The sequence below is a fragment of the Floridaenema flaviceps BLCC-F50 genome (assembly GCF_041929275.2).
GTDB lineage: Bacteria > Cyanobacteriota > Cyanobacteriia > Cyanobacteriales > Aerosakkonemataceae > Floridanema > Floridanema flaviceps.
In genome coordinates, this window is the sequence record NZ_JBHFNR020000001.1 from 443,646 (window position 1) to 456,162 (window position 12,517).

Genomic DNA, 12,517 nt, shown 5'->3' on the forward strand with positions numbered 1-12,517 from the left:
GACTGGGAAGAAGAGATGGGGGGATGGGGAGGTAGGGAGGTAGGGGGAGTATTTTCCCAATCTCCCTCTCTCCCCTGCCCCTGGAGTCCTGTCACACTTTAGGAGTTCTTTATGGAAAACGAGAAGCGAAAAATGCGTCAAGAGGCTGCGGAAGCTTTTATGGCTTCCCTTAACGACTTTGAGAGTATGTTGACCCAGACAGAGGAAAAACCTACTTCTGTTTCTCCGAAAGGAAAGCCTCCGAGCAAAAAGAAAGAAGAGGACATTTTTGAGGATGCTTTAGCTGACATTGATGCTTTTATGGAAAAACGATCGCACCCCAAATCATAAGTTTTTCTGATAACGTTGGCGTTGGGCTTCGTACAAAATTAAAGCAGCTGCGATCGCTACATTTAAAGATTCCACCCCTGGACTAAGGGGTATTTTCACTTGTTTATCTGCCAAAGCTTCTAAATCCGCAGATAATCCCGCGCCTTCGTTGCCCATTAAAATTAAGCTAGGTTTTTCAAAGTCTGTTTCCCAATAGGTTAATTTCGCTTCGGGTAAGGTTGCTACTACCTGCATTCCCTGCTTTTGACATTCGCCAACTACAGCTTTTAAATCTGTTGTTACTGCCATTGGTAAGCGAAACCATTGTCCGGCTGAGGCTCTTAACACCTTGGGATGGTCTAAGTCTACACTATCAGCACTCAACCACAAACCAGAAACTCCAGCCGCTGCTGCGGTGCGAATCATTGTCCCCAAATTGCCGGGGTCTTGAATCGTCTCTAAGGCTAATATTGACCCAGTGTAAGGAACTTGGGTGCGGAAGGTGGCTGCGCGGGCTGCTGTGGCTACTACACCATCTGGTTGGATAGTGGTGGCGATCGCCTTAATCACTTCTGCACTGACTAATTCTAATCTCTGACACCGTTGGGAAACTTGCTGCCAAAGTTGGGGGTATTTCTCCTGCCACTGAGGAGTACAACAAACCGTGACTAAGGGATAATCAACTGCGATCGCTTCTGTTAACAGGTGAGTTCCTTCCAACAAACAAAGCTGCTGTTCTTGTCGATCTTTGGCTTGATGCAGCTTGCGAATTTGCTTTACCAGTGGATTTTGCAGACTGGTCAACATAGTAATTTTAGATTTTAGATTTTAGATTTTGGATTTTACAGTCGATCTAAAATCCAAAATCGCCAATCGAAAATTGAGATGCGGAACCCGGGACTTGAACCCGGAAGGCTTGCACCACATGAACCTGAATCATGCGCGTCTACCAATTCCGCCAGTTCCGCTTGTATTTTTTTAATTTAGCACACAATCTACTATCATGCAGTAAGTTGTTTGATTTGTCAATAAGGGATTGGGGATTGGGGATTGGGGACTGGGGACTGGGAGAAGTTTTGAGTTAAGGAGGGAGTTTCGGAAGTTGTGTTTTCAATTCCCCTTGTCCCCTTGTCCCCTTGTCCCCTTGTCCCCTGTTTGCCCAATCCCCAGTCCCCAGTCCCCAATCCCCAGTCCCCAATCCCCAATCTTGTCATAAAAAAAACTTCTCGATTATGGACATTTGGAAACTTTCCTGTAGAATCAAACCAAAATTAGATGAAGACGCACGAATTGTGAAGTAATTCGGAGGACAGGACAATTACTCGCGTTACTGGTTCAACCGACACTAATGCCAACGCCAAAGAAGACCAATCGGTTTTAGAAATTTTGGGTGGCACTCCCCTCTCAGGGCAAGTCAGAGTTAGCGGGGCGAAAAATTCCGCCCTAGCGATTATGGCGGGTGCTCTGCTCTGTTCAGAAGATTGCCGTTTGCGGAACGTTCCGTCATTGATGGATGTACGGCGGATGGGCGAAATTCTGTCAGCTTTAGGTGTGAAGGTACAACAAGATGGGGACGTTTTAGACATCAACGCCCAGGACATCAGCCAATCCCAAGCACCCTACGAATTAGTTAGTCAGCTACGGGCTAGTTTTTTTGTAATGGGGCCAATACTGGCGCGGTTAGGGGTGGCGAAGGTGCCGCTTCCGGGTGGTTGTGCGATCGGAGCCAGACCTGTAGATCTTCATGTCAGGGGTTTACAGTTAATGGGTGCAGATGTGCAAATCGAGCATGGGATGGTTAACGCTTATGTTCGAGGCAAAAGCCGTCGCTTAAAAGGTGCCCACATTTACTTGGATTACCCCAGCGTTGGTGCCACAGAGACAATCATGATGGCAGCGACGTTAGCAGAAGGAGAAACGACGATCGAAAATGCGGCGCAAGAGCCAGAAGTCGTGGATTTAGCGAATTTCTGTAGAGCGATGGGAGCGCGAATTCAGGGTGCAGGAACTAAAACCATTGTGATTGATGGGGTTCCACGCCTCCACTCTACGGAATACAGTATCATTCCCGATCGGATTGAAGCTGGGACTTTTTTGGTAGCAGGAGCAATTACCCGCTCGGATCTCAGCTTGTATCCTGTAGTTCCAGATCATCAAACGGCTGTAATTTCTAAATTACGAGCGATCGGTGCCCAGGTATTTACCGAAGGGTCTGATTGCTTGCGGATAGTTGCTAGAGAACGTCTGAGTGCGACGGATATTGAAACTCTGCCTTATCCGGGATTTCCTACGGATATGCAGGCGCAGTTTATGTCTTTGCTGACTTTGAGTGAAGGAGATAGCGTAATTTCCGAAACTGTCTTCGAGAATCGCTTGCGTCATGTGGCAGAGTTAAATCGGATGGGTGCAGATATTCGCATTAAGAGTAATCATGCGATCGTGCGTGGTGTACCCATTTTGTCCGGTGCGCCTGTTTTGGCAACGGATTTAAGGGCTTCGGCAGCGTTAGTGCTGGCGGGGTTAGCAGCGCAAGGTAAAACTATTATCAAAGGATTACAGCACCTCGATCGAGGTTATGAAAATCTAGAGATGAAACTGCAAAAAGTGGGAGCCCGCTTACGCCGTATTCAGGCAGAAGGGAAAAGCGAGGATGAGTCAGCTAAGTTGAATTCGTCCACTCTAGCTGGATAAAAGTTGGTTGCCAAACCAAAAGATTGTGGGTAGCTTTAACAAGGCTACCCTTTAACTTTGGAGCCTGATTGATGGGAATTTGGATAAAAATTAGTTATGGGGTCTAAGATGTTTTCAGGAAGAGTGGATCTTTTCCCTTAATGCAGATTTATAAATAAAATTTTGTTGTTTACAAAGAAGTTCGCCTCATGTTTTCCCCAAAAACTACTTTACTCGGTTTAAAAGCAGATCATTTTCGTCATCCTCTGGATTTAGAGGCAACTCAGGCGATTAAGCAGTTGCCAGGGATAGATGTGATGGTCAGAAATTTACTCGGTCCGGTGGCTGAACAGTTTTTTTATTTAGAAAATATTGCGGCTAGCGTGCTGGTGGGTGAGAAACAGTTGCCAGAATTTCACAAGATGCTGTTAGAGGCTTGTGAAGTTCTGGATATGGAACCGCCTCAGCTTTATGTACGCCAGCATCCAGTACCCAATGCTTATACTTTCGCGATGCGCGGGAAACAGCCGTTTATTGTGGTGCATACTTCTTTGCTGGAGTTGCTTTCACCACCGGAAATTCAAGCGGTGATTGCTCATGAGTTGGGTCATTTGAAGTGCGATCATGGGGTTTATTTGACGATCGCAAATATTATGGTTTTGGCAGCGGCGCAGTTACCTAATTGGGGGGCGGTGTTGGCGCAAGGGTTACAGCAGCAGATGTTGCAATGGTTACGGTGTGCGGAGTTTACTTGCGATCGCGCGGCGTTGCTAGCAACTCAAGAACCGCGTGTGGTGAGTTCGTTGTTGATGAAGTTGGCGGGTGGTTCGCCAACTTTAGCTTCACAGTTGAATTTGGATGCGTTTTTGGCTCAGGCGCGGGCTTACGATGACATTAGCAATAGTGAAATTGGGCAAATGCTGAAAGAGGCGCAAACGGTGAATTTGACGCATCCGGTGCCTGTGTTGCGGGCTAGGGAGATCGATCGCTGGGCAAGTAGTAAAGAATATCAGGGGTTGCTAAAAGGTGAGACTATGCGTTATAGTAATAAAGCTGAATCCAAGGGCGGGTGGCGAAACTGGTAGACGCACTAGACTCAAAATCTAGCTCCCGCGAGGGAATGAGAGTTCGATTCTCTCCCCGCCCATAGTTTAGGCAGAGGGGCAGAGGGGCAGAGGGGCAGAGGGGCAAGAAAAGTCTGTTAACCCAATCCCTAATCCCCAGTCCCCAGTACCCAGTCACTTTTTGGTGGCGATCGCTATTAGGTCTTCTATCTTTTTAATATTGGGATCGCCTGCTAGGTAGCCGATGCCTCGATGGAGGTGGAGGCGGAACTGGTGGGCGAGGGTTTCTTTATCTGTTCCTAGTTTGTCGTTGTGGCAGCGTTGTTTGAGGGCGAGGATGAGGATATCGGACATTTCGCCGCCGAATACTTTCCAGGTGAGTTCGACGTTGCTATCGGCGGGGATGGGTACGGGGGAGGGTATGCTTGACTCGGCTAGGGAACGGCAAAATCCCCAACGGCAAAGGATGTTCCATTGGTCTATTTTGGTGTTGCGGCGCAGTTTTAGTAGTTGGTCTTTGGCTGTTTGGGATAGTTTGATGGTGTTTACTGGGGGTTCCATTATGTTTTTTTAAGGCAGACATGGTTTAACCGCAAAGGTTTTGTAGGGACACGGCATCATTAATATTTTGGCTCTCCGACATTATTTTATGATGCCGTGTCCCTACAGGAATAATTCCTTCCATTTGTGGTTAAAATCTTAATATTTTATCTTACCAAAAATACCCATCTTTGACAATTGTTTGGCGCTCATTTCCATCATATTTTAATAGGTATTCTCTGGCGATCGCTTCCAATTTTCTCAAGTTTTCTACCTCGATTTTTCCTATTTCTGTATCAGTAGAAAGCAAGATTACTTGATGGCTGGCTGCGGGAAAATATCTCTCGATTAAATTTTGTCTATGGGAGGAGTCTAATCTTCCTAATGGGGTGTCGATCGCCACTGGTAAATGTCTACCTGATACTCTTGCTAATCCCCATAAAAATGAGATGGCTAATAGTTGTTTTTCTCCGGCAGATAACCGATGTTTTGGTACGGCTTTTCCTTGGGTATCATATAGGAAAAGGCTAAAGGTTTGGGTGTCTATTACTATGCGATGTACTAGGTCGGTTTTATGTAACAAATAACAGAAGCATTGGGTTACTTCTTTTTCTAGTTTGTTGAGTTTTTTTAGGGTTAGTTTTTCTTTGAATAGTTTGAGGGTGTTTTGTACTTTGGCAGCAGATGTAATGATGTGTTGATTGTTTCTTAGTTTGATGTGTTCTTGGCTGTATTGTTCGATTTCTTTGCGGGTTTTTTCTAGTTCTCTTTTGCTTTCTTCGACGCGGCGATTTGCCATTTCTTTGGCGGCTTGGGCTTTGGCTAATTCTTTTTGGGCTAAACGCACGTTTCTTTGCAGTTGTTCGTAGATTTCGGGGGAGGCGGCGATCGCTAATTGTCTCTCTAAAAATTCAATATCTTTCTCGATTTCTTTGAGTTGGTTGATTTTTTTTGCGCCGATTTCTTCTTTGGCTTTTAGTTCGTATTTCAGCAGGTTTTCTAGTTGTTCTATTACTTCTATGTCGGCTTGTAACCAGGGTTTTTCGCTACTGCTGGCGGCTTGTTCTAGTTCTTGGTATTCTTGGTCGAGGAAGGTTTTTATTTGCTCGATTTGTTTGGCTTTTAGGTCGAGTTTGGTGATATATTGGATTAGGCGATCGCTTCTCTTTTGTAAGGCTTCTTTTTCAATCTTCGCCTGTTGTTGTTGGGTTTCACTTTCGGCTTGAGTTTGAATTTGGTTTAACAGGGGAGTTATTAAGGCTAATGGTAATACTCCAGCGGCTAATTCTACCATTGTTTGCCGAGTGGTGTTGGCTTGTTCTTTGAGGTCGGTTTGTTGTTGATCTAATTGATTGCGTTCTCCGGCAATTTTTCCGCCTTCGGAAATGAATTTTTCTTCGGCTAGTCGCAGGGCTTTTTGTTTGTCTTCTAATTGTGTTTGACAGCTTCCTTGTTCTTGGGTGGCGTTGTCTCTTTCGACAATCAAATCTTTAAATTTGGTTTCTAATTTTTCTAGGGTGGCGAGTTCTTTTGCCCCGGCGATTTCTTTGCGTTTGCGGCTAACTAATATATCTAAATCTACTGAGAGGCGTTCGGCTAATTCTAAGCCTAAAAGCGATCGAATTGCATCGACAACTAAGGGCGGAGGTGTTTCTAATTCGGCGAGTTCTTTGACTTGTTCGCCATCGAAAAGGAAGAGGTTGGAAATTCCTAATGGTAAGAGAGTTTCGATATATTCATCCCAAGCGTTTGTTAAGGCTTTGTCGGGCCACCATTCTTTGAGATAATCATCGTAAACGAGAATTCCTAATGTATCTTTGCCGTCTTTGGGTTCTTTTGTCCAATATCTGACGACTTTAAAAATTGTCGGTTTGTCTTCTTGGATATGTTCAAATGTTAATTCAAGGCGGGTGTTTTCTGTGGGTGGGGTGTGGCGGTGTACTGACTGATTTAGGAATTCGCTGTAACTTAAATTTCCCCTGGTGGAACATTGGGCGCGATTTCCATAAAGCGTGAGGCGAATGGCATCCATGAGGGTGGTTTTTCCGCCGCCATTCATGCCACCAAATAAGATAATTGGACGAGTTTCGCCATCATTTTCTGGGCGCAAGTTGATGATATTTTTTCCCAGGTAAGGGCCAAAGTTTTCTAAGGAAAGTTCGAGGAAGATCACGGTTTTTTTAGGGACTGGGGATTGGGGACTGGGGACTGGGGACTAGGGACTGGGGAGGTGGGGAGGTGGGGAAGTGGGGAGGTGGGGAGAGTTGAAGATGTAGTTAAATTATCTCCCCATCCCCCCATCCCCCCATCTCCCCATCTCCCCATCCCCCTATCCCCCCATCTCTTTAAATTTTAGGTCTGCCCAAGAGAGTTGTTTGCCTTGTTCGTTGTCTTCTGTTGTTGGGTTTTCTTCGTCTTTTTTGTTCAGTTCGGGGGTTTCGCCGTTTAATACTGGTCTGATTTGATCAATGTTTTCGGCGTTTTCTTTGAGGGATTCGACGGCGTTTTTTAAGTGACGTTGGTAGTGGGCGTTTTCTATTGCTTCTTCTTTGGGGCGAGAACTGGTATCGAAGGATTTTTCTATGGTGTCGTAGATTCCGGTACGGCGAGTTTTGGTGTAATATTGCCGTTCGGTATCTAATAGTTTCGCCATCAGTTCTAAGTGCATTTGGTCTTCACATATTTCTTCTAAAACTGCCCATTCGTCGCTTCCGAGTAATCTTCTTTCTACTCCTGGGCGGGTGTCTTTAAAGGGTTCACCTGTGACTTCTTCATAAATGCGGGGTAAGCTGTCGTCAAATTCGTGTTTTTCTTCTAGCCAAATGCGGCGAATTTCGCTGAGTTCTTCCTCAGTTATTAAAGTGATGTCGCGCATTTCTGCGGGGGCGGTTTTGCGAATTTGGGTTTGTGCTTCAAGCAGTCTTCTTAGCAAATACTCCCGCCATTCTTTAGTATAAGGGCCGGGAATTGGCTCAACTTCAGTTTTTTCACCATCTACATTACGCTCAAAAAGTTGGACTTCACCCCAAATGCGCCGAAAGTCTCTTTTATCCCGGTCATTTTCCACATCTAATTCCAGACGAAAATCAACCAGTGGTTGTAACCACTCTTTCTCTTCATCATTTTGAATCATTGCTGTTAGAGATTTATCACTGTCAACTAAAGTGCAAACCCAACACCCAAATCGAGAACTGCCACAACTTGGAGTCGAAGTATCAACAACTAAAGGACATTCATTATCTGCTGTAGACTCGCGATACATCGTAAATAAGTCCTTATTATTGCATCCCCAAGGATTTTTCCACTGCATTAGATAAAGCCAAACTTCATCATTTCTCCAATCTTCTATCGGGCTATAGACAAGAGAATTAGGTAAGTGGGCATTAGGACTAAGGCGATCGCGTACCCGCTTTTCTTCCAGCTTTTTCATTGTGGCAGCACGTCTAGCACTTTCAGCTTTTCGAGTACCCAGGACAAGAATTGTCTCCCCGCTGGTTCTTACTACATCACGAATAAAACGGTTAGACGAGTCAATTTTTAGTCGTCCTGTACACCATCGGAACATTTGACGTGGCGCTGGATAACCTTTGCCTATTAAACCAACCCAATATCTTTGTTTAAGATCTGGTTGTAGCAGATGAGCTTCTATTGGCATTTTCTGTTCTTGAGCCGCTAATTTTACCTGTTTAATAGAATTGCTAACCCAAGCAGAAACTATGGGATTTTCTACCAATGTGTCAGTTGTAATAACATAGATAGTCTTAGTGCGTTTTTCAAGGGGGAGATTAGCGATCGCATACCAGACAAGTTGCAATACTGCGCTGGAATCCTTCCCAAAAGATACACCTACGATCCAAGGAACATCATCTTGACAATACAATTCTTGGATTTCTTTAGTTAACTTTTCTATATCTTCCACTAAATCACCAACCGTGCGCGGCGGAAATAGTGACATCTGCTGGACATCTGTCATATCTAATGACCTTTTATTTCTTCCTTCTTGTGGAATTGTAACTGTATCTTGACTTTTATACGCCATTCCAGGGATTTCAAAGGAAGTAAGTATTTTCTTTATCTTCCGACTTGCAGCAGCACGGAAGCGAATATAGAATTGTCCCTGTTTGTTTTTCAAGATACTGTTGGCAAGTCCAAATCTAGATTGGAGCAGTTCAGATAAAAAGATGACTTCTTCTTTAGAAAAAGCCATAGTATAAAGATAGGCTCCGTTGGTAGAACATCCGTCATCGCAAAACCAAACTACCAGAGCAAATTCAGTAAGATACTGCTCTACAATATCTCGCGGTACTATTTTTCTTTCTATATACCATTTGTTATGCCATTCTGTAAGCAAAGGATGTACTGTTGTTCTCAACCACCATCCCAGATAACGTTTTCCACTTTTTGTATGTGGCGATGAGATACGTGCCTTAAAAGAACACTGAAAATATTGACTGAGAAAATCATGCTTCCACTTTAAATAAAGTTCATTTTTTCCTCCTTCAGCATATCTAGCATTGAGTCTGTCTATTCGTTTTTCAATACTACCATCTCCTAACATTGCCCCTGTAAGAAATTCAAACAAACTAGGGTCAGGTTCTTTACCTGAATAATTCAAATAACAAGATTGTACTACCGCTCCTTTACCTCGTCTTTTCTTCATTTCATTAGTCATTAAGGATGCTAAAGGATAGAGGTTTTTGTATTGTGCTGGTGTCAATCCATGCCTCTTGAGATGTGAGTATTGGATAATCTCAAAACGTTCTCCGCAGACAGCACAAGCAACCATTTCCTTGCCATTTTTTTCATCAATTTCTCTTTGTACTTTTCGCCTATTGATGTCACCTACAGAAGCGTGTTGTCTTCTGTAGGATTTCATACATTCAGGACGACGACAGGTTTTGTGTTCTTTTCTGTATAAGGGATGAGGTAAGATTATCTCTCCACAAATTACGCATCGAGCATCCATTATTTTATTTTTATAGGGTTTAAAGCAATTTTATTCCTGTTTTTTCCTCTACTTGTTTGAAGGCAATTCTAAAACCCTTGTCTACTCCTGCTGATTGGGTAACTATCTTTCTGTTACCGTCAGCATCATCTATTACAACGCTGTTATCCCACAGTCTTGAGCTACGTCTGTAATCAATACTTGCAAGAGCATCAATTAGTAAGCGTCGCTGTTCGTCGCCGAAATCCTTACCAAAGCAAATAAAATGTCCAACACGATTAATAATCTGAAACCCTACTGTATTGAAATCTATTCTTTCTTGCCGCAAGCTATACAAATCTAGATTCACAGTTTTTGATGCTGGGTCAAGCAGTAACTTCCAAGTATCATTAATTTGAGCAAATTCTAGATAGAAGGTTTTTGCTTTTTCCAAAAGCATTTTGAATTCGCTCTTTTGTTGATTAGAGCGAGATTCAATTACCTGTTTTCGAGAGGAACCGAATAAAAATTCAGCTACACCAATCCGAAGCTGGTTCATTGTAAATAGATAATTTGGATCTTTGCCCAGTTTTCCAGAAATTTTATCAATACGACCGTCAAAAATAACTAATTCTTTGGCAATTTGTCGGGTTAATTTGGCTAAAACATTCGTTACATCAAATGCTGCTAGTAATGCTGGAGGAATTGGTTTGTTTTTGGCACAGTCGGCAAAGTCTTGATGAATCTGATCGATGTCATCTTCTTGGACAACTAAAACTGTGACGCTATCATCTTTTAACTCAGGTCTTTCTGGTATTGCTTTCTCAACTGCTTTAAGTCGATGTTGTCCATCAGTTACATAAAGCTCAACATTTGTGGGAATAACAGCATAACCAAATTTAACTGCTCCAGTACCAAAAGCAAAGACCTTAATAGGCGTATTTGAATTAAATATGAAAGGAGGAAGAATATAATTTTCTGTTTCCAGTAAGTACTTAGCAATCTCGTCAACGTGCTTCGGAATTAAAGGACGGTTAATTAACTCTTCTGCGTTAGATTTGTTTTTCTTAGTATCAGCAGTTTGCAACCGTGCCATTTCCAGCAGAAGGTTAAACGGCAAAGAAAATGTGAGATGGGTTCTTTGACCTTGCTCGTATAGGTGACACAAAAAGACTCTTGCACCAGAAGTTGCCGCATCTGCGTAAGCTTGGTTTTGCGCCTCCTGTTGAGTGGGAAGCAAAACAACATTAGCACTGGAACGCTTGCCATTATTAGCATTTCCGATTTCCATTATTTGGTAAGGACTGTTGAGCATCATAGCGACCTCTGGTGTTATATATAACAACAGCATAGCTCGTAAAGTGAGTTTTGGCAATTTGCAGTCGAAAAAAGGACTGCGGATGCCACTAATCAGTTTAAAAATGGGCTGCTAAAACGAAATTGACTAGTATCCTAAACTCTGTTCATCTGCGTTCATCTGCGTTCATCTGCATTCATCTGCGTTTAAAAAAAAGCTCAAACCTCCCCACCAAAAACCCCCAAAAACATCTGCCCTTCATTTACCCCAAACCCAAACATTGCAAAATATACCCCCTCAACCAACTAACACTATCACGAGACTTAGAAAACCCCCCCTTAACCAAAATCCTCCCTTGCCAATCAACATTAAAACGTGACCAATCAATCTCCTTCAACCCCTGCAAATAACCCTCCCAACCATCCAAAGAAAGCAAAAAAGCCCCAACTTCACCCAAAGCTAAAAGCGCCACTGGATGACAATGAACGTAATCTCTTCGCACTTCTCCCGCCGCCACTTTTTTAGATAAAACTTGTTGCCAATCAGGGATATTATCGCTGACAATATTCCAAAACCGCACTGCTAAATCTAGCTGTTGAAACAAAGGGAGATGCTGAGAATTAACCAACAAATTAATAGTAGCATTATAAATCCGATCGATCGCAAATAACTTCCCCGATCGCGCCGACAAAACACTATGTTCAGTATCAGTCAAACAGCGAAAAACTGTAACTTGTTTCACCACTTCCCTAACTAATTCTGCGGTGCGATCGCGCTGGTCATAAAGTATATTTAAAGCAGAGTCAGTCGCTACTGGAAAACGGTTTAAATCAGAGAACATTTGTTGCGATCGCTTTAACCCAATATCCAAAAACAAAATGAGTGCGATCGTCTCATATCCTAAATCAGGATTCTCCTTTAATGCTAACTCCAAAGCTGCCCGCCGATGCTTGCCATCATTAATTGAAAATCGCGCATCCATTGGCACTCGCAACCGTCCAATTTTCCGTTCTTCCGCCTCCGTTCCGATTGGTTCAAATGCAATTTCTGCATCGATAGAAGCGGTAATTGCTGAAAATATATAAGTAGTTGGATGTTTTAAAATATATTGACTTATTTCGGGAATTCGTGCTAAATTAATCTCGCGACTCGCCCGTAACTCTGGAGGCATTTCTTCATCATCTAAGGGGAAAAGTTTCGGCAAAATTCGCACTGGGCACATGGAAACATAATACTCGCGCCCAGCTTGAATGCCCCGAATTACAGGTAAAATATATTCAAAGTTAGCGATCGCAGTTTTAACCATTTCCCACCTCAAGTCGCCGGATTAAATATTCTAAAAGTCTCTCTTGTTTCTCTTGTTCTGCGGCTAAAGATGCCTGAATTTCTACCATTTTGTTTATCGCTTTATCTGTTTCAATTTGAGTTTCAATTAGTTGCCTTAATACCTGGTTGGTGATAGTTTGTTCTCGGGCTAATTGGGTGATATTGCGATCGCTTTGTTCGATAAACCGTTCTAAAATCACCTCAATGCGGTCTAATCTATCAGAGGAATTACTGTTAGTTGGTGTCTGGGTCATATTTTTAGTAACAATACGTATTGACATATTTACGATTTTATGCAATTTAAGCATATTTCGCTACTATCTTAGTATTACATATCCCTAAGTTTTAAAAAACTAAGTTTACACATATCTTTTCAAACCGGATTTT

At 43.0% G+C, this 12,517-nt stretch carries 10 protein-coding genes, 2 tRNA genes and 1 pseudogene; 4 read left to right on the plus strand and 9 right to left on the minus strand.

Annotated features, from left to right (window positions below; genetic code table 11):
• The first annotated feature begins 111 nt into the window (after nt 1-111).
• The gene (locus tag ACE1CI_RS02070; RefSeq protein ID WP_413268150.1) at nt 112-330 is read left to right on the plus strand and encodes a hypothetical protein; all 219 of its coding nucleotides are present in this window, start codon (nt 112-114) and stop codon (nt 328-330) included.
• On the opposite strand, the gene ACE1CI_RS02075 is transcribed toward ACE1CI_RS02070, so the two are convergent.
• The gene (locus ACE1CI_RS02075) at nt 325-1,116 is read right to left on the minus strand and encodes a TrmH family RNA methyltransferase (protein WP_413268151.1); all 792 of its coding nucleotides are present in this window, start codon (nt 1,114-1,116) and stop codon (nt 325-327) included. The genes ACE1CI_RS02070 and ACE1CI_RS02075 overlap by 6 nt on opposite strands.
• Nucleotides 1,117-1,195: 79 nt before the next feature.
• Nucleotides 1,196-1,277, minus strand: a tRNA-Leu gene (locus tag ACE1CI_RS02080).
• A gap of 349 nt (nt 1,278-1,626) precedes the next feature.
• Between ACE1CI_RS02080 and murA the strand changes: the two genes are divergently transcribed.
• The 3 genes from murA to ACE1CI_RS02095 all read left to right on the plus strand — a co-directional run bounded on the left by murA (nt 1,627) and on the right by ACE1CI_RS02095 (nt 4,126).
• Nucleotides 1,627-3,000, plus strand: a complete 1,374-nt coding sequence (gene murA, locus ACE1CI_RS02085) for a UDP-N-acetylglucosamine 1-carboxyvinyltransferase (RefSeq protein WP_413268210.1) — start codon at nt 1,627-1,629, stop codon at nt 2,998-3,000.
• 188 nt (nt 3,001-3,188) lie between these two features.
• The gene (locus tag ACE1CI_RS02090; protein ID WP_413268152.1) at nt 3,189-4,064 is read left to right on the plus strand and encodes a M48 family metallopeptidase; all 876 of its coding nucleotides are present in this window, start codon (nt 3,189-3,191) and stop codon (nt 4,062-4,064) included.
• A tRNA-Leu gene (locus ACE1CI_RS02095) sits at nt 4,043-4,126 on the plus strand. The genes ACE1CI_RS02090 and ACE1CI_RS02095 overlap by 22 nt, the downstream gene beginning before the upstream one ends.
• Nucleotides 4,127-4,217: 91 nt before the next feature.
• On the opposite strand, the gene dndE is transcribed toward ACE1CI_RS02095, so the two are convergent.
• From dndE to ACE1CI_RS02130, 7 genes and pseudogenes are all read right to left on the minus strand, one after another.
• Nucleotides 4,218-4,604, minus strand: a complete 387-nt coding sequence (dndE, locus tag ACE1CI_RS02100) for a DNA sulfur modification protein DndE (protein WP_413268153.1) — start codon at nt 4,602-4,604, stop codon at nt 4,218-4,220.
• 151 nt (nt 4,605-4,755) lie between these two features.
• Nucleotides 4,756-6,756: a DNA sulfur modification protein DndD gene (gene dndD / locus ACE1CI_RS02105; RefSeq protein WP_413268154.1), complete on the minus strand. Its 2,001-nt coding sequence runs from the start codon at nt 6,754-6,756 to the stop codon at nt 4,756-4,758.
• Nucleotides 6,757-6,912: 156 nt separating this feature from the next.
• On the minus strand, nt 6,913-8,556 hold the full coding sequence (dndC, locus tag ACE1CI_RS02110; protein ID WP_413268211.1) for a DNA phosphorothioation system sulfurtransferase DndC: 1,644 nt from the start codon (nt 8,554-8,556) through the stop codon (nt 6,913-6,915).
• A 114-nt stretch (nt 8,557-8,670) separates the two neighbouring features.
• Nucleotides 8,671-9,549: pseudogene (locus ACE1CI_RS02115) on the minus strand (LAGLIDADG endonuclease); the annotation flags it as partial.
• Nucleotides 9,550-9,568: 19 nt separating this feature from the next.
• Nucleotides 9,569-10,825 carry a DNA sulfur modification protein DndB gene (locus ACE1CI_RS02120; protein WP_413268155.1) on the minus strand — a complete coding sequence of 419 codons (1,257 nt, stop codon included), beginning with the start codon at nt 10,823-10,825 and terminating at the stop codon, nt 9,569-9,571.
• 241 nt (nt 10,826-11,066) lie between these two features.
• Nucleotides 11,067-12,110, minus strand: coding sequence for a DNA sulfur modification protein DndB (dndB, locus tag ACE1CI_RS02125; RefSeq protein ID WP_413268156.1), 1,044 nt, complete (start codon nt 12,108-12,110; stop codon nt 11,067-11,069).
• Nucleotides 12,103-12,411 carry a hypothetical protein gene (locus ACE1CI_RS02130; protein WP_413268157.1) on the minus strand — a complete coding sequence of 103 codons (309 nt, stop codon included), beginning with the start codon at nt 12,409-12,411 and terminating at the stop codon, nt 12,103-12,105. Before ACE1CI_RS02130 ends, dndB begins: the two co-directional genes overlap by 8 nt.
• Between the last annotated feature and the right edge of the window lie 106 nt (nt 12,412-12,517).